Genomic DNA, 17069 nt, shown 5'->3' with positions numbered 1-17069 from the left:
GATGCGCTGGTCCAGCGCTTATCGACGCAGGGAACTGGCGGCGAACTCCACCCGCTTGCCCGGGGCAACAACCGCCTCGCGATCGGCCACCTCAAGCGCTCCCCCACTCCGTTGTTTGCGCAGCAGGAAGAACGACAGCGCCGGAATCAGAATCAGCGCGCCGAGCATGTTCCACAGGAACATGAAGGTCAGCAGGATGCCCATGTCGGCCTGGAACTTGATCGGCGACCAGACCCAGCACACCACGCCGGCGGCGAGGGTGATACCCACTAGCCCGACCACCCGGCCGGTGAAGGCCACGGCCTTGCGATAGGCCTGGGACAGCGACAGGCCCTGGCGTTGGTACTGCAACTGCACACTGAGCAGGTACAACGCGTAGTCCACGCCAATCCCCACGCCCAAGGCGATCACCGGCAGGGTCGCGACCTTCACGCCGATGCCCATGACCACCATCAAGGCTTCGCAAAGAATCGAGGTCAGCACCAGCGGCAATAGCGCCACCAGCGTGGCGCGCCAGCTGCGGAAGGTGATCAGGCAGAACAGCGTCACCGCCAGGTAAACGTACAGCAGCATGGTGCGGTTGGCCTCGCGCACCACGATGTTGGTCGCCGCTTCAATACCGGCGTTGCCGGCCGCCAACAGGAACTGGCGATCATCGCTGCTGTTCTCCCTGGCGAACTTGTCGGCAATCGCCACCACCGCATCCAGTGTCTCGGCCTTATGGTCCTTGAGAAAGGCGATCACCGGCATCAATGAACAATCGGTATTGAACAACTCTGGGGCATTGACCGAAGCCTGCTGCGCGGCGTAGTTCAGCACGTCCTGGTTACGCTGGATGCTGTTGAGCTTGGGGTTGCCTTCGTACGTGCCGGCGGTGATCTGGCGTACCGCGTTGACCAGCGAAGCGGTGGCCTGCACGCCCGGATACTGTTGCAGCTCCCAGGCCAGGCGGTCGGCCAGTACCAGGGTCTGGTAGTTGAGGCAGCCTTCCGCCGGGGTCTTGATCATCACCGCGAACAGGTCGCTCGACAGCGCGTAATGCTGGGTGATGTAGGCGTTATCGCGGTTATAGCGCGAGTCGGCGCGCAACTCCGGCGCCCCGCTGTCGAGGTCACCGATTTTCAGTTGCAGGCTGACCATGAACCCGCCGATGCCCAGCAACACGGCGACCAGCACGGTGCCGGTCGCCCACTTGCGCGTGGTGAAGCGATCGAGCAGGTCCCAGAGTTTGCCGAAGCCTTTGTGGTGCTCGGCACGGGTATCGATTTTCAGCGCGCGCTCGGCGGCCTTGCGCCCGACGCCGATGTAGGACAGCGCCACCGGCATCAGCAACAGGGAGGTGAAGATCAATACCGCGACACCGATGCTGGCGGTGATCGCCAGGTCCTGGATCACCGGAATGTCGATCAGCATCAACACGGCAAAGCCCACCGCGTCCGCCAGCAGCGCGGTGACGCCAGCAATGAACAGACGGCGAAAAGTGTAGCGTGCAGCAATCAGCTTGTGCGTGCCACGGGCGATGTCCTGCATGATGCCGTTCATCTTCTGCGCCGCGTGGGACACGCCGATGGCGAAGATCAGGAACGGCACCAGGACCGAATACGGATCGATGGCATAGCCCAGCCAGGCGACGATGCCCAGTTGCCAGACCACCGCGATCAACGAGCAGCCGACCACCAACAGGGTACTGCGCACGCAACGGGTGTAGGCGTAGATGATGATCAGTGAAGTGATGACGGCCAGGCCGAAAAACATCATCACCTGAATCAAGCCATCAATCAGGTCGCCCATCAGCTTGGCGAAACCGATCACCCGCACTTTGTACGGCCCCTTGCCCTCTTCCCCGGACTTACGCGCAGAGCTGTCACCGGCAAACTCGATCTTGTCGCGCAGCCGCTCTTCGAGCATCTGCGAAAAGGCGTGGTAGTTGATGCTCTGGCCGGTGGCCGAGGCCTTGTCCAGCAGCGGCACGACCAACATGCTCGACTTGTAGTCGCTGGCCACCAGGCTGCCGACAATGCCGGCGCGGGAGATGTTCTGGCGCAACTGTTCGATCTGCTCGGGTTTGCCCTCATAGGTATCTGGCATCACCGGACCACCCTGGAAGCCTTCCTCGGTGACTTCAGTCCAGCGCACCGCAGGCGTCCACAGCGACTTCATCCAGGCGCGATCAACCCCTTCGCTGAGAAACAGCTCGTCGTTGACCTGCTTGAGCACCGTCAGGTAGTTCGGGTCGAAGATATCGCCCTGGGTGTTTTCCACCACGACACGCACCGAGTTGCCCAGGCCGCGCAACGACTGGCGGTTCTCGAGGAAATTCTGGATGTAGGGTTGGCTCTGCGGAATCATCTTCTCGAAGCTGGGGCGCAGTTCCAGACGCGTGGCGGCCATGTAACCCAGGACCACGGTGGCCACGGCCATGAGCAGCATGAACAGCGGCCGATGGTTGAACACCAGCCGTTCCAGCAGGTTGCCGGAGCGCCGATCGAAATCACGCAGATCGCGGATGACCGGCATGTTGTCTTGCTTGGTAGGGGCCATGTGTGAGTTCTCGCTCTATTGTTCTGGCTCTTGTTCTTCGAGAAGCGTGCGGGCACCACGGCTGCCGACCACGACCAGCGCGCCGTCGAGCCGCGATGTCGCGCCTGCGACCGGTGACGGGGATTGCTGCACCACCAGCTGCAAGCGACCGCTGTCGTCCTTCGCCACCAGCATGTGACCGGCCTGGGTGAAAAACCGATAGTGACCTTGAGCATCGACGGCCGCGGCGGTGATGCTCACTTGCACTGCGCTTTTCAACGGGGTCCAGCTCAGGCCGCCGTCGGTGCTGCGAAAGAGGTTGCCGCGCAGGCCGTAGACCACGACTTCGCCAGGCTTGCCGACCACGCCGAAATAGCTGCCTTGATAGGGTGTCTCCAAGGCCATGAAGCGTTGCTGAGAGCTATCCCATTTGAGCAACAACCCCTGCTCTCCCGCGATGTACAAGGCATCCCCGGTCGAGTTGATCGCGTTCAGATGTAAGTTCTGCGGGTTGTCGGTGCGATCCTGGAATGGCGTCCAGCTTTGGCCGCCATCCTCGGTCCGCAGGATCAGGTTGAACACACCAACGGCATAGCCGAGTTTGTCGTCGGCGAACCAGACGTCGAGCAAGGGTTTGTCGGCACCCTCTTCCACCAGCCGCTGCCCTTGCGCGACCAGCAGCGGCCACTGTTCGTTGGCCGGCTCTGCATTGGCCAACTGCGAGTAATGCTCGACCAGCAACGCGCCGATCTGGCGACCGTCCAGTTGCTTGCTCCAGGTCACGCCGGCGTCGCTGCTGTGCAGGATGACCCCATCGTTGCCCACGGCCCAGCCTTGGTCCCGGGATGAAAAGTAAACGGCATTCAGGTCGCTGCTGACCGGCACACTCGCCTGCTGCCATTGCTGGCCGGCGTCATCGGAATAAAGAATATGGCCGCGTTGCCCTACGGCAAGCAGGCGCTGCCCCGCATTCGCCACGTCGAGCATGGGGCTGCGTCCCGCCAAGGCACTGGCCCTTGCGGGCAGATCCAGCACATCGATGTAGCCGCTCGCCTGGGCACCCGTCTGCCACAGCGCCAATAGCATCACCAACGCCTGCAACCTGCGCTTGTTCAATGAACACATAGTGCGTCCTCCTGGCAAAACCGCGCCCGCTGCACCCGAGGTGCAGCGGGCCTGCTGGTGTAACGCGCTTAGCGAATACCGTTACCGGCCAGTGCGTCAGGTGACCACTGCGCCTTGGTGAGCGGTGCGATGTACTTGATGCCGCCGTAGGCGCCGGACAAGCCGTTGATGTTGTAGGTCCCGCCCACCAGGTCATAGATCACGTGCGGCGTGGTGTTGGGGGTGGTCACGTCGTAGCTCTGCGAGAGGAAGCTGAAAGAGCCACGGTACAGTTGGCCGCGCGCATCGTACTGATCGGAGGCCAGGGCCACCCAGCTGTCCTCGTCCAGATAGAAGCGACGCTTGGCATAGACGTGACGGGCGCCGGCCTTGAGCGTGCCTTCCACCACCCACACGCGGTGCTTCTCCCAACGCACGAATTGCGGCGCCAGGTGGTTGGGTGTGGTCAGGGCTTTCGGGTCCTTGATGTAACTCAGCGCGTAGGTGTTGTAAGGCACGATCATTTCCTGCTTGCCCACCAGCTTCCAGTCGTAGCGATCCAGCGCACCGTTGAAGACGTACACGTCGTCATAGGTGCCCGAGCCAGCCGTGCCCGGGTTTGGCGTGTCATAGGCCAGGGTCGGCGCCAGCTTCACCCGGCGTTGCCCCGGCAGGTATTGCCAGGCACGACGCGCCTGGGCCAGCGGGTTGGCGGCGTCCTTGAGCATGATCGCCTCGCCCGCCCGGCGTGCGGGACCGGTGTAGAACAGACGAGTCTGGAAGTAGGTGTCCTTACCATCGATGACCTTGCCCAGGTCTTCGAAGATCGGAAACGAATTGACGATCTCGCCGCTGGTGGCAAGGATCTGCGCGCCCGAGGCATCGACGTTCCAGGAGTCATACTTGGTCGAATACGCCACTCCTTGATAACGCAGCAGGTGGTTCCACATGGCTTCGGCACCTGACTGCGGAATCGGGAAAGGCACCCCCGGCAGGACGTTCTCGATGGCGTTGCCACCCTCCAGCGACTTGGCGCCGGTGGCGTTCTTCAAGGTGTTGTCCAGCACGCTCTGTGGCAGGGCCACGCTGCGATGAGTCGGATAGACCTCGACGCGAAAGCTGGGAAAACGCGTGGCCAGTTCGACTGTGACGGCCGTCAGCTGGTTTTTGTACTGCGCGACGTTCTTGCCATCGATCACCAGCAGCGGTTTCTCGTTGGCATAAGGGTCGGGACGCAGGGTATCGCCCGATTTGAAACCCGCTGGCGCGGTCGTCAGGCCACCGGTATAGGCCGGAATGGAGCCATCGGCGTTGCCGGCTTTTTCGGCACCGACGGCAGTGAGGTTGCTGCCCAGCTTGCCGGCGTCTGCGGCGGGTACCGCGGCCTGGACCAGACCGGCGAACGCCAGCGCGACGGAGGCGGTTAACAGATTGTGCATGCATTTCATGGTGTCGTTCTCCTGATTGTTTTTAAGCAATCGCGAATCAGAAAGTTGTCTTGAAGGTGGCCGTTACCATGCCGCGATCCTTGAGCTGGGCCGGTGTACCGCCAAAGGCGGTGGTTTGTCCGGGCGTGCAGTTGTACTGCCCGTTGGCACCCGGCGCAGCGCCGTCTCCCTGGCTGCCAGCGCTGCCTGGCGAACTGCACGTGTCGAATGGACCGAAGTTGTCCACGTATTTCAGGTCGAAGCGATATTGGTTGTGCACGTCGAAGCCGACGCCGACCGAGTAGCTGCCGGCGTCTTCGTTGCCCCCCAACTGGACGGCGGAGTTGCCGTTGAGGCCGACGTTGTAGGTCATCGGCAGGTACATATCGATGCCCGGGAAGACCTGGTACCAGGTCGGGTTGAAGTTGACCCCAATGATGTAGTTGTCCTTGGTGACCTTGTCGGTACCCCGGTACCAGTCCTCGCCCTTGAACAGCTGCTTGTTGTCGGTCACCTTCAGCCACCGGCTATAGCCGAGTTCAACCAGCAATGAGGAGCTGTCCCACAGCGGGGTGTCGCCAAAGGTGGTCAGGCCGTTGAGCACCGCATGCACGGTGTTGCCGCGAGCCACGCCGTCTTCGCCGTCGAAGCCGCCGATGAAACCTGGCCGGCCGGCAGCTACCGCGGCCGGGCTGACGGTACCGGCGACGCTGGCCAGGGGCATGTTTTCGCGGTAGTTGAGGTCGAAACCGACGCTGACATCGCCGACGCTTTTCGACAGGCTGATGCCATAGATATCGATGTCGTCGACATAGAACTGGTTGTAGCTGCCGATGTTGCCGGAGATCAGCTGGGCTGGGCCGACAGCGGTCGGCTGCAGCACCAGGTTGGGCAAGATGTCAGAGGTGTTGCGGTAGTAGATACCGAGCGTACCGTCGAGCCATTCCGGGCTCCACTTCGCCATCAGGCCGAAGTCGCCGCGTTTGTCCGGCTTGAAGGTATGGCCATTGCTCAGGCGCAGGAACTGGTTGGCTCCGATCGCGCCCGGGGCGCCGAAGAACGGATTTTGCCCACCGATCAGCGACAGGTTGTGCCCGCCGTTCTGGATGCCGTCGTTGAAGCCCAGGTAGGTACCGGATTCCGGCAGGCGCGAAGCGTCCCAGTCGAGGAAGTACTGCGCGCCGAGGGTCAGTTCCGGGTTGACCGTAAAGCTGACCGACAACTGATTGCGCGGGATGAACAGCTCCTTGGCTTCGGTGCCGGGCACCGCCAGCGCCTTGCTGATGTCCAGGCCCGACTGGCCGTAACTGTTGCCGTGGGCAAAGGCCAGGACGCTTTCGCCCCAGTACTGGGTGTGCTTGCCGAGCTTGGCGCTGAGGATCGAGTCTTCGCCGATTTCCGTGCTGCCGAAGACGAAGGCATCGAGGATCTCCGCCGACGGACCGTTGTAGTAGCGATCGACATAACCGCTCACGTGGCGCGAATCCGTTCGGCCATCGTTGAGCTGGTTGGTCGCCGCGTTGTCACTGCCGACATTGTCGTAGGCATGGTCGTACCAGCTGTTGGCGCTGACGCGAAAACCGGCTTTCTTCTGGTACGTCACGTCCAGTTCGGACAGCACATCCAGGCGCTGGGACACCGCACTGCCGGAAGAGAAGTTGCGATTGCCATCATTGTTGTTCCATGAGTTGGCCAACTTGCTGTTAGGGCTTTCGACTCGCTGGGCGTAGTTGAACTTCAAGGTGTTATCGAAGCGCACGGCCCAGTCTTCACTGCCGGTGCCCAGTTCGAAGGCCTGTGCCGCCGGCAACATGGCGATGAACAGCGCCGAGGCCAGCAGCGTTGGCTCGAACACACCAACGCCATGAGTCTTGTTTGCCCGCATAGGTTGCCTCTGTGGTTTTTGTTGTTGTTTTGCGTTCATGGAAATACACCTGGCTATTCAAAATTCGGGCATGACAGTGCCCACCACTCATAACCCCGTCAGGGGAGCGTTCAGTTCATTCAACGAGATCCAGTCAATACCGCCGGCGTCAGAACATCCGCGTTATTGAACGACCAGACTCAACTTCAGAGTCGTATCATCAGCAACACCAGCCCTAGCAAGAACACTGTTTCACCGACCATCAACAGGATGGGTTTGAACCCCACCGTAGCCAGTTCCTTCAACTGGATTTTCATCCCCAACGCGCTGATGGCCACCACCAGGCACCAACTGGACAACTGATTGCCCAGGCCCTGCACCACCGATGGCAACCAACCCAGGCTGGTCAACGTCGCCAGCACCACGAACGCCACGGCAAACCAGGGCAACAACGGTGGCCGCTCACCCGTGCCCTGCCCGCCTTGGGCGCGGGTGATCAACACCGCGCAGACGATTACCGGCAGCAGCATGGCGATGCGCATCAGTTTCACCACCGTGGCGGTATCGCCGATGTCATGGGACATGCTGTAGCCGGCACCGACCACCTGGGCAACGTCATGGATGGTGGCGCCGAGAAAAACCCCGGCTTGCAGCGGGTCCAGGCCCAGCGCCTGGGCAATCAGCGGATAGACGATCATCGCCAGGGTCGACAGGCTGGACACGCCAATGACCGTGAACAGCGTCGCCCGCTCCTTGGCCTGGTGGCCCGGCAACGCCGCCGCCAGGGCCAGTGCCGCCGACGCGCCGCAGATCGCGGTGGCCCCGCCGGACAACAGGCCGAACAGCGCATTGAAGCCCAGGGCGCGCGCCGCCAGCATCGACACCCCGATGGTGACCACCACCGACACGACCACGATCAACACCGGATGCCAGCCCAGCGCCACGATCTGCTCCAGCGAGATGCGCAGCCCCAGCAAGGCCACGCCCACGCGCAGGATTTCCCGGGCGCTGAAGTCGATACCGGCCCTGCTCGGCCCCGCCGCCAGGAAGTTCATGGCCATGCCGAGCAAGAGTGCCAACAGCATCACCGGCGCGTGGTACTGGTCAGCCAGGAAGCGCGCGGCAATGGCGACTACGATGCTCGCCAGCACACCCGGCAGATACAGGCTGGTGACCGACTGCAATTGGAGGACGGCGGACCTGGTCATAAGCTAAACCTTGATACCCATAGTCGGCATCGCACAGGCGCTTGCACGCTTGATACGCGCCGCCACATAAAAGAAAACCCCACCCAGCACCAGGGCGAGAATGTCGCTGACCAGCAACACATGGGTCAGCGGCGAATCCACTCCGGCAGCCGTCAATGCATCGCTGATCCAGCCGACGACGAAGGTGCCCAGTGCTACCGAAAACAGGTTGAGCAGCAGCATCGAGAAGCCCATGACCGTCGAACGCATGCGCACCGGGACCGCGCCCTGAATAGCGGTGGTCGCGGAACCGTAGAGCGACATCAACATGAAGATGCCGACCGCCATCCCCACATGAAACAGCGGCGAATCGACCGGTACCAGGCGATAAGCGATCATGAACGGCGCGCACACCAGCATGAGCAACGCCAGCACACTGCCGTGGCCGCCCTTGAAACGAGGGGCCAGGCGGTCGCTCAGAATGCCGCCGGCCAACGCGCCCAACGAACCGAAAACGATCTGCATGGCGCCCAGGGTCATGGCAATCGAGGCCGGGTCCAGTCCTTTCTCCCGCGTCATCCAGAGTTGTGCGAATGAAATGCCCGGATAGGCCAGGTGGGCCAGCACGAACCCGGTCACGGTGTAACGCACCACACTGTTGCTGCGCAGTTCGCCGAACACGGCGGCCATCTGTGCGGCGAGGGGTTCGCCGCGCTCCTGCACCATGCACGTGCTGCGTTTGTCGTTCATCAGCATTAACGGCAAGCCAATGATCACCCCGGCGATACCGAGGAAATGGAACGTGGTGCGCCAGCCATGGGCGGCGCCGAGTGTGCCCGCCAGCAAAAAGCTGCAGCCAATGCCCAACGGAATGCCGAGGTAAAACAGTCCCACCGCGGTGCCCCGACGTTTTTCCGAGAACAGCTCCATCAACAGGGCCGTGGCGGCGGGCACCAGTGCGGCTTCGCCGGTGGCCACCAGAAAACGCGCCGCGACCATTTGTTCGAAGTTCTGGACGTAACCGGAGGCCACCGTACAAACGCTCCAGACGAGCATGCCTGCGCCGATCACCCGCGGCCGACTGTGACGATCGGCCAGCGCACCGAGAAATACCGCCATCACGCCATAGCTCAGTACCCACACCGCGCCGACCAGAAAACCGTACTGCGCATTGTTGATCGCCAGCTCACCGGTGATCTGCGGGGCGAAGCCCAGCAGGATATTGCGGTCCACCTGGGCCAACAGGTGAATCACCATCAGCGTCGCAAGGACGGCACAGGGACTCTTTTTCCAGAACATTCGTCAGTACCTTTGATTGTTTTTATGAAGGTAAGGCTCGATGCCACCCGTCCCATGGGGACTAGCGCATGGTCCGCCGCTTCGGCCCGAGGGAAAGCGCGGTGAGGCGATACGCGTCACCCACCCAGTTGCACAGCAGCGGACGCGTACTGTCTGGCTCGATGATGTCGATCACGCCAAAGCGTTCGGCCGTACGCAGCGGTGAAGCCAGGGCCTGGTAATGGGCCTCCAGCTCCTTGCGTCGTACCAGCGGATCATCGGCTGCAGCGATCTCCTGCTTGTAGGCAGCGGCGACACCGCCTTCGATCGGAATCGAACCCCACTGCGCCGAAGGCCAGGCGAACCGGTGCGGTAATGCCGTACCCGTAGGGCCATGCCAGGGGCTGACCATGGCACCGGCAAGCCCGACGCAACGGCGCAGCACAATGGTGATGACCGGCACGCTCGCCTGTTCTATCGCATGCACAGCCTGCATGGCCGCAATCAACGTGCCCTGCATTTCCGCCTCTTGACCGGTCATGACACCGGGCTGGTCCACCAGGTAGATCAGCGGCAGGTGAAAGGTGTCGCACAGGTCGATGAAGCGAGTCTGCTTGAGCGCCGCCGCACGGGTCAGCGCACCGCCGCCAACCCGCGGGTTGTTGCAGATGATTCCCACCGAATAGCCGTTGAGACGGGCGAACGCAGTGATGGTCGAGGCACCGAAATCCGGGGACATCTCGAACAGGCTGTCCTTGTCGACCAGCGACTTGAGGATCTTGTGCGGGTTGAAGATCTTGCGCCGGTCATGGGGAATCGCGTCGTTGAGCCAGGCGTCACGGCGCGCCGGAGAGTCTTGCGAGGCAACTCGTGGCGGCTGCTCCCAGACATTGCCCGGCAGATAGGACAAAAAGCGCTTGGCCAGGTCCAGTGCCTCGGCATCGCTGTTGGCAGCCAGGTTGATCATGCCGCTGTGACGATGCACCTGGTCATAGCCACCGAGATCGTTTTTGTCGATATCGATGCCGAACGCCTGCTTTACCACCGGCGGGCCAGCCGCGAACACCTGGCTCTGGCCCCGCACCATGATCGACAGGTGTGAAGCGGCCACCCGCAGCGCACCCAGGCCGGCGCAAGCACCGTGGGCAATGCCGACCACCGGCACCGCGCCCAGCAGGTTGGTGATCGGCAACAGGGCATAACCCGGGATCTTGGTATGACCGAGTTTGTCGAGCAGCTTCACACTGCCGCCGGCGCTGTCAATCATGCGGATGATCGGCAACTTGTATTCCCAGGCGTAGCGATCGGCATAGATCCACTTCTCGGCGACCGCCGCTTCCGACGAACCACCCCGGATGGTGAAATCATCGGCCGCCACCACAGTGCGCCGCCGGTCGATCTGACCGACGCCCACCACGGCCGTGCTCGGTGTGGCCGAGGCGATCGTGCCTTGCGGCGTGTACTTCACCGCGCCGGCAAGAATGCCGAACTCCTCGAAACTTTCATCATCGAGCAGATGGCCGATGCGCTCACGCGCCGTGAGTTTGCCTTGGGCGTGGTGTTTTTCCACCGCTTCGGGACCACCCAATGCGTAGGCGATTTCCCGACGCGCGCGGATGTCCGCAAGCTCCAGCGACCATTCAGGGGCAACAGGCGTGCTCATGATGATTTCCTCTGCAGGCGCGCGAGATAGTCATCGCGCAGAATGTTCTTCACCACCTTGCCGGCGCTATTGCGCGGCAAGGCCTCGACGAATTCGATCAGGCGCGGCTTCTTGTAGCCGGCGATCAGGGCTGCGCAATGACTGCCCAGGGTCTCGCTATCGAGCGTGGCGCCTTCGCGCCGTACGACAAACGCGGCGATGCGCTCGCCCCACTCCGCGTCAGGCAGGCCCAGGACCGCCACCTCGAGTACCTGCGGATGGCTTTCCAGGGCATCCTCGACTTCCCGTGCATACACGTTGAAGCCACCGGAAATGATCATGTCCTTGTTGCGCCCGACGATATAAAGAAAGCCCTGGACATCGAGGTAACCCAGGTCGCCCGAGTAGTACCAGCCGTCACGAATGGCCTCGGCCTCCAGATCCGGGCGACGCCAGAACGCCACTTCGCCGATGCCGTCGGTGGCGATGGCGATCTCGCCAATCTCGCCCACCGCCAGTTCCGCGCCGTGAACATCGCGCACGCTGATCTGCACATTGGCAGTCGGTTTGCCGCAGGAACGCAGCACGCCGTCTTCGACGTGTTCGTGCGGGTACAACACCGCCAGCGGCTGGACCGCCTCGGTCATTCCGTACTGCTGACGCATCACCGGGCCGAAGCGCGCAATGGCGCGCTGGATCAGGTCGACGGATGTCGGCGCAGTCCCGTAGTGGATGCACTTGAGCGACGAGTGATCCGCACTGGCGCCGCTGTCGAGGGCGTCGAGCAACCGCATGAGCATGGTCGGCACGCACATCATCTGCGTGATCCGGTGTCGCTGGATCTGTTGCAGCGTATCCAGTGGCTCGAACTTCTCGAGAATCACATTGCGCGCCCCGCGCAAGTAGCAGGGCAACAGATGCACGCCGGCGGCATGGGTCAAGGGACCGACATGCAACATCGCATCCTCCACGCCCAGGCTGTATTCCATGGCGTAGAAATGGTTGGTCAGGCGTTCATACCAGCGCTTGACCGTGTAGGTGACGCCCTTGGGCTTGCCGGTGGTGCCCGAGGTATAGGCAATGCGCAGCAAGGCATCGGGAGACACCTGGACATTCGGCGCCTGCGTTGGCATCGAGGCGAGCAACCGGCGGTAGTCCAGTAGCTGTGGTGACTGCCAATCGAGCGCGATCACATGACGCAAACCCGCGACGCGATCGAGAACGCCTTCGCCGATCTCGCGAAACTCAGGCCCCACCACCAACACACCGGCGCCAGCGTCCTCGAGGATCGCGATCTGTTCGGCCAAGGTGTGCCGGGCATTGAGCGCCACGTAAACCAAACCGGCCTTCTCGACAGCGAAAACACTCTCGATCGCCTCCGGCGAGTTGTTGAGCAGCACGGCGACGCGCTCCCCAACCTGCAATCCAAGGCCAATCAAGGCATGGGCAAGCCGGTTACTGCCCATCTCGACCTCATCATAGGTCAGGCCGGTGTCGCCGAAGATCAGGGCGGTGCGGCCTCGGTATTGCTTGGCTGCCCAACTGAGCATGTGTCCTGCGGTGCGTTTTTTTGTCATGATTTTTGTCTTATTGTCGACAACCTGACACAGCACTCGGGAGTGATGTGCCCCCGTGTGGATTATTCCAGGTGATTCAATGCGGCTTGATGGGAAGCGTTGATCAGCTCAACCATCATGTTCGCGGCCACCGAACTGCTGTTGTGCTTGAGCGCTTCGACCAGTTGGCGCCAATGGTTGGCGGAAGCCTGGCGACGCTCCGGTGAACGCAACCCCAACCGCGTGTAGCGTGCGGTCTGGATGCCCAGCGCTCCCATGAGTTCCGCCAGCTGCTTGTTGCCGCAGGACTGGAATAACAGCGTGCTCAGGCGATAACTGCCTTGGGCATACTCGTCCAGGGCATCCGCTTGCGAGGCAATCTGCTCAAGACGGGTGACGATGGCGTCCATTTGATTGACGATCGATCCATCCAGGTCGACCAGGTATTTGGCCAGCAAACCGGCCAGTACCGCGCGGATCTCGAACAGATTGTCGATCTCCTGCCTGCTCAATGAAGTCACATGCGCGCCGCGCTGCGGCACGATGGTCACCACGCCGACCTTCTCGAGAATGCGCAGGGCCTCGCGAATCGGACCCCGGCTGACCTGGAAGTGGTCGGCCAGTTCCTGTTCACGCACCGAATCGCCCGGCCCGTATTCGCCTCGCAGAATCGCAAGCGTAATGCTTTCGGCAATCTGCTCCGGCATCGTCAATACGCGCTGGCGACCAGCACGCATGATACCTATTGCACTACCGCCCTTGGCGGCCGACGCCGAACCTGCATTCATTGACATAGACTTCAATCGCACTCCATAAGCAAGACATCCTGGCCGTCTTTCACCACGTCGCCCTCGGCAACAAGAACGCTGATAACGCGCCCCGGTTCGACAGCCATCAATGGAATTTCCATTTTCATGGATTCCATGACGATGAGTATCTGATCTTCTTCAACGACATCGCCCACGCCGACATGAATCTGCCACACCGTTCCAGCGACATCTGACTTAACCGCGATTGTACTCATTCTCGCCCCCTCCAAAACACTACTGATTTCTCAAATCGCCGGGCCCTTGGCCGCCGCGCGCTACGCTTTTCTTGAAGGCCTGCGCAAACGCCCTGGATCACGATCAGCAAATTACATGATTGTCTGATTGTTGACAATCCTACGTATCGATGTTCATATCCGTCAAGGCAATTCGAACAACAAGAGGCCAGAAGGCATGTCGCTCACACATAAAGAAGCACGAAGAATCCTGGAAATACTGGATCACACCCGGCATCTGGACTTCCTTGAAGTCCGCATCGGTGACACCACCCTGACTGCCAGCAAGTCGGGAACGATCGAGCGGTCCCAGGCGCCTGCGCAAGGCGTTACTCCGGCAAAACCGGCGCAGCCGACCACTGTGGCGGCCACCAGCGAACCTGAAATCGCCGCCGGTCAGGTCGCCGTGCGCGCCACCATGATGGGCACCTTCTATCGCAAACCCAGTCCTGACCAACCGTCCTTCGTCGAAGAGAGCACCTTGGTCGAGACAGGCACGCCGCTGTGCCTGGTCGAAGCCATGAAGCTCTTCAACACCCTTGCGTCACCGGTGAAAGGCCGCGTCGTGCGCATCGTCGCCCAGGACCTGCAGATGGTGCAGCGTGACCAGCTATTGATGATTCTTGAACCGGAGGCACGTTGATGAGCAGCATTCCCGTGGCAACCCGCGACATCCGCCGGGTATTGATCGCCAACCGTGGCGAAATCGCGGTGCGCATCGTGCGCGCCTGCAAAACCCTGGGCATCGAATCGGTTGCTGCCGTCTCCGAAGCAGACCAGGACAGCCTGGCCGCGCGCCTCGCCGATGAGTACGTGGTCATCGGCCCGGCGCCGGCCGCGCAAAGCTATCTGTGCGCCGAGCTGTTGGTGCGCACGGCACTGGAACAGCGCTGCGATGCCATCCACCCGGGTTACGGCTTCCTTTCCGAACGCTCGCATTTTGCCCAGGCCTGCGAAGACGCCGGCATTGCGTTCATCGGTCCATCGGCTGAAATCATTGATTCGATGGGTGACAAGATCACCGCCGTCGGCCTGGCGGAAAAAGCCGAAGTACCGCGAGTACCGGGCTCGGACGCCGTGGCCGATGCAGAAACCGCCCGCGCCATCGCCAGCGACATCGGCTACCCGGTGCTGTTCAAGGCCACCGCCGGGGGCGGCGGGCGTGGCATGCGCATCGTGCGCAGCGACGAAGAAGCCGAGGCCGCCTTCCGTTCCGCTTCCTCGGAAGCACAGGCGGCCTTTGGCGACCCGACCTTGTATGTCGAGAAGTTCATCGAACTGGCGCGCCACATCGAAATCCAGATCATGGGCGACCGCCACGGCAACGTGGTGCACTTGGGCGAACGCGAATGCTCGACCCAGCGCCGACACCAGAAACTGATCGAGGAAGCACCCTCCCCGAGCCTCGCGGCGCAAACCCGCGAACAAATGGGCGAGTGCGCGGTACGCCTGGCGCGCAATGTCGGTTATTTCGGCGCGGGCACAATTGAATTCGTGGTCGACGACCGCGATGGCAAATTCTATTTCCTGGAAATGAACACCCGCATCCAGGTCGAGCATCCGGTAACGGAGATGATCACCGGCCTGGACCTGGTGGCCGAGCAGATTCGCATCGCCGCCGGCCTGCCGCTGTCGTTCAGCCAGGCCGACGTCAAACTGGTCGGCCATGCCATCGAGTGCAGGATCAACGCTGAAGATCCGGACCGCCATTTCCTCCCGAGCCCGGGCCTGGTCAGCGAGTGGCTGCCGCCCAAGGGCAAAGGCGTACGGGTCGATACCCACTGCTACAGCGGCGCCACCGTGCCACCGTTCTATGACTCCCTGCTGGCCAAGCTGATCGTGCATGCACCGACCCGCAGCGAGGCTATCGTACACATGCGCAAGGCGCTGGAGGACATGAAGGTGGTAGGCCTGTCGACCACCGCCAGCTTCCACCATGCCGTGCTCGATCACCCCGACTTCGTCGCAGGCCTGGTCACCACTCGCTGGGTCGAAGACGTCTTCGTACCCGCCCGCAAGCAGGCCTTGAAACAAGCCAAGGAGCGCGCATGAGCATGACAACATTGGTCGATGTCAGCCTGAGCGACGGCCAGACCGCAGCCTGGGGCGGTGCCCCCGGCACAGCGATGCTGCTCGGCGCCATGAATTCACTGGGGCACGCCCGGCTGGCGGCGATCGAGGTATTGAGTCCCGCCGTGATCGCGCAATGTCTCGGCCGCGGTGAAAATCCGCTGCAACGCGTCATTGCAATGCGCGAACGCGCCCATGGCACGCCCCTGCGCGCCACGGTGAACCTGCTGCCCGCCCAGGGCGCCATCGATGTGCTCGCAGGCGAAGCGCTGAATGGCTGGCTGCGAGTGCTTGCCCGGTCCGGTATCAGCGAGGTGGTGTTGATCGATCCGCAGCTGGACTTCCAGCGCCTGGGCAACGCCGTGCAGTTGGCCTTGGCGAACGGTCTGACCGCCACCGCCGCCCTGCCCTATGTGGACGATCATCAACATGGCAACGCCCACTATTCGGCCTGCGCGGCTCAGCTGGTACAGGCCGGAGCGCAGCGCATCATGCTGCGCGACGAAGCCGGCCTGCTGCATGGCGATCGCCTGCCCGGCTTGCTCGCAGCCCTGCGCAGCGGCGCTGATGGAACACCTCTGGACCTGCACACCCGCTGCCACACCGGTCTCGGCCCGCAGGTGGCGCTGGAAGCGATTCGCCTCGGCATCGACCGCCTCGATGTCGCGCTGCCCTGTGTCGCCAACGGTGCCTCGACGCCTTCGCTGGCACTGTTGATCCGGTCGGCGGCGCTGCTGCAATTGCCGCTGCAAACACCGGATCAGGCGCGTGTGGAAGAAGCCCAGGCCCAGCTCGCCGGCGTGGCGGATCAGGAGGGGTTTGCCGAGAACCAGCCCTGGGCCTTCGACCTCGCGCCCTTTGAGCACCAGTTGCCGGGCGAAATCGCCGCCGAGGCCATGCAAGCGTTGCGCGATCGCGCACGCCTGGCCGATCTGTTCGAGTATTCCCGCGAGTGCACGCGCATTCGCCAGGAACTGGGCAATCCGCCGATGCTGCAACCTTTCGCCCGGGCTATTGCGCATCAAGCCCTCGAGCATTTGGATGCCAGCCCACGCTACGCCACGTTGCAGCCAACCTTGCGCCGCTGGCTGCAAGGCTGCTACGGCCCGATCGACACATCGCTGAACAGCCTGCAGCAACGCATCGGCGCGGTTGCGCACCCTGGCCGCGGGATCGACGTGCCCGCCTGCGATGAGGCGCTCGCGGCACTGGTCTGCGGCTGCCCGGCGCTGCCACCGCTGCACAGTCTTCACTACGAAGTGCGCACACCCGAGCAAGCCCTGACGCTCGGGCTGCTGCAACGCTGGCCCGATTACACCGTATTGAGTGTCACAGGCCCCGGCCTGTCCATCCATCTTGAACACAGCAAGGGGTGACAT

The 17069-nt window shown here is 62.3% G+C and carries 13 protein-coding genes; 3 read left to right on the top strand and 10 right to left on the bottom strand.

The genetic code is table 11. From position 1 onward, the window contains the following. Window positions 1-18 precede the first annotated feature (18 nt). The 10 genes from NQL71_RS26210 to NQL71_RS26165 all read right to left on the bottom strand — a co-directional run bounded on the left by NQL71_RS26210 (window position 19) and on the right by NQL71_RS26165 (window position 13602). Window positions 19-2541 carry an efflux RND transporter permease subunit gene (locus NQL71_RS26210; protein WP_082240465.1) on the bottom strand — a complete coding sequence of 841 codons (2523 nt, stop codon included), beginning with the start codon at window positions 2539-2541 and terminating at the stop codon, window positions 19-21. Window positions 2542-2556: 15 nt separating this feature from the next. Continuing rightward, on the bottom strand, window positions 2557-3645 hold the full coding sequence (locus NQL71_RS26205) for a WD40/YVTN/BNR-like repeat-containing protein (RefSeq protein WP_274643587.1): 1089 nt from the start codon (window positions 3643-3645) through the stop codon (window positions 2557-2559). Window positions 3646-3713: 68 nt separating this feature from the next. After that, window positions 3714-5072, bottom strand: a complete 1359-nt coding sequence (locus NQL71_RS26200; RefSeq protein WP_077183180.1) for a DUF1329 domain-containing protein — start codon at window positions 5070-5072, stop codon at window positions 3714-3716. A gap of 37 nt (window positions 5073-5109) precedes the next feature. Continuing rightward, entirely contained in the window at window positions 5110-6936 is a 1827-nt protein-coding gene (locus NQL71_RS26195; protein ID WP_077183179.1) for a DUF1302 domain-containing protein, read from the bottom strand. A gap of 185 nt (window positions 6937-7121) precedes the next feature. Continuing rightward, entirely contained in the window at window positions 7122-8123 is a 1002-nt protein-coding gene (locus tag NQL71_RS26190; protein ID WP_077183178.1) for a YeiH family protein, read from the bottom strand. A gap of 3 nt (window positions 8124-8126) precedes the next feature. Continuing rightward, on the bottom strand, window positions 8127-9401 hold the full coding sequence (locus NQL71_RS26185; protein WP_077183177.1) for an MFS transporter: 1275 nt from the start codon (window positions 9399-9401) through the stop codon (window positions 8127-8129). A gap of 61 nt (window positions 9402-9462) precedes the next feature. Further along, the gene (locus NQL71_RS26180) at window positions 9463-11043 is read right to left on the bottom strand and encodes an acyl-CoA carboxylase subunit beta (protein WP_077183176.1); all 1581 of its coding nucleotides are present in this window, start codon (window positions 11041-11043) and stop codon (window positions 9463-9465) included. Beyond that, a complete protein-coding gene (locus tag NQL71_RS26175) occupies window positions 11040-12599 on the bottom strand; it encodes a class I adenylate-forming enzyme family protein (protein WP_166619093.1) in 1560 nt (519 codons plus the stop codon). Before NQL71_RS26175 ends, NQL71_RS26180 begins: the two co-directional genes overlap by 4 nt. 62 nt (window positions 12600-12661) lie before the next feature. Then, window positions 12662-13372: a GntR family transcriptional regulator gene (locus NQL71_RS26170; RefSeq protein WP_082240463.1), complete on the bottom strand. Its 711-nt coding sequence runs from the start codon at window positions 13370-13372 to the stop codon at window positions 12662-12664. Between the two features lie 5 nt (window positions 13373-13377). After that, on the bottom strand, window positions 13378-13602 hold the full coding sequence (locus NQL71_RS26165) for an acyl-CoA carboxylase biotin carboxyl carrier protein subunit (protein ID WP_077183173.1): 225 nt from the start codon (window positions 13600-13602) through the stop codon (window positions 13378-13380). Window positions 13603-13798: 196 nt separating this feature from the next. On the opposite strand from NQL71_RS26165, the gene NQL71_RS26160 reads away from it, so the two are divergent. From NQL71_RS26160 to NQL71_RS26150, 3 genes are read left to right on the top strand one after another with little or no spacing between them, the layout of a single operon-like run. Continuing rightward, on the top strand, window positions 13799-14263 hold the full coding sequence (locus tag NQL71_RS26160; protein WP_077183172.1) for an acetyl-CoA carboxylase biotin carboxyl carrier protein: 465 nt from the start codon (window positions 13799-13801) through the stop codon (window positions 14261-14263). Beyond that, entirely contained in the window at window positions 14263-15672 is a 1410-nt protein-coding gene (gene accC, locus NQL71_RS26155) for an acetyl-CoA carboxylase biotin carboxylase subunit (RefSeq protein WP_077183171.1), read from the top strand. The genes NQL71_RS26160 and accC overlap by 1 nt, the downstream gene beginning before the upstream one ends. Next, window positions 15669-17066, top strand: coding sequence for an acetyl-CoA carboxylase biotin carboxylase subunit family protein (locus NQL71_RS26150; protein ID WP_274643586.1), 1398 nt, complete (start codon window positions 15669-15671; stop codon window positions 17064-17066). Before accC ends, NQL71_RS26150 begins: the two co-directional genes overlap by 4 nt. The last annotated feature ends 3 nt before the right edge of the window (window positions 17067-17069 follow it).

It is taken from the genome of Pseudomonas serbica (genome assembly GCF_028823535.1).
Taxonomy (GTDB): Bacteria; Pseudomonadota; Gammaproteobacteria; order Pseudomonadales; family Pseudomonadaceae; genus Aquipseudomonas; species Aquipseudomonas serbica.
This window is presented reverse-complemented; position numbering and strand designations above follow the sequence as displayed.

Bases quoted from the DNA above. Each gene is read 5' to 3' on its own strand.
- NQL71_RS26210 (WP_082240465.1), bottom strand. From the start codon at position 2,541: ATGGCCCCTACCAAGCAAGACAACATGCCGGTCATCCGCGATCTGCGT.
- NQL71_RS26205 (WP_274643587.1), bottom strand. From the start codon at position 3,645: ATGTGTTCATTGAACAAGCGCAGGTTGCAGGCGTTGGTGATGCTATTG.
- NQL71_RS26200 (WP_077183180.1), bottom strand. From the start codon at position 5,072: ATGAAATGCATGCACAATCTGTTAACCGCCTCCGTCGCGCTGGCGTTC.
- NQL71_RS26195 (WP_077183179.1), bottom strand. From the start codon at position 6,936: ATGCGGGCAAACAAGACTCATGGCGTTGGTGTGTTCGAGCCAACGCTG.
- NQL71_RS26190 (WP_077183178.1), bottom strand. From the start codon at position 8,123: ATGACCAGGTCCGCCGTCCTCCAATTGCAGTCGGTCACCAGCCTGTAT.
- NQL71_RS26185 (WP_077183177.1), bottom strand. From the start codon at position 9,401: ATGTTCTGGAAAAAGAGTCCCTGTGCCGTCCTTGCGACGCTGATGGTG.
- NQL71_RS26180 (WP_077183176.1), bottom strand. From the start codon at position 11,043: ATGAGCACGCCTGTTGCCCCTGAATGGTCGCTGGAGCTTGCGGACATC.
- NQL71_RS26175 (WP_166619093.1), bottom strand. From the start codon at position 12,599: ATGACAAAAAAACGCACCGCAGGACACATGCTCAGTTGGGCAGCCAAG.
- NQL71_RS26170 (WP_082240463.1), bottom strand. From the start codon at position 13,372: ATGTCAATGAATGCAGGTTCGGCGTCGGCCGCCAAGGGCGGTAGTGCA.
- NQL71_RS26165 (WP_077183173.1), bottom strand. From the start codon at position 13,602: ATGAGTACAATCGCGGTTAAGTCAGATGTCGCTGGAACGGTGTGGCAG.
- NQL71_RS26160 (WP_077183172.1), top strand. From the start codon at position 13,799: ATGTCGCTCACACATAAAGAAGCACGAAGAATCCTGGAAATACTGGAT.
- accC (WP_077183171.1), top strand. From the start codon at position 14,263: ATGAGCAGCATTCCCGTGGCAACCCGCGACATCCGCCGGGTATTGATC.
- NQL71_RS26150 (WP_274643586.1), top strand. From the start codon at position 15,669: ATGAGCATGACAACATTGGTCGATGTCAGCCTGAGCGACGGCCAGACC.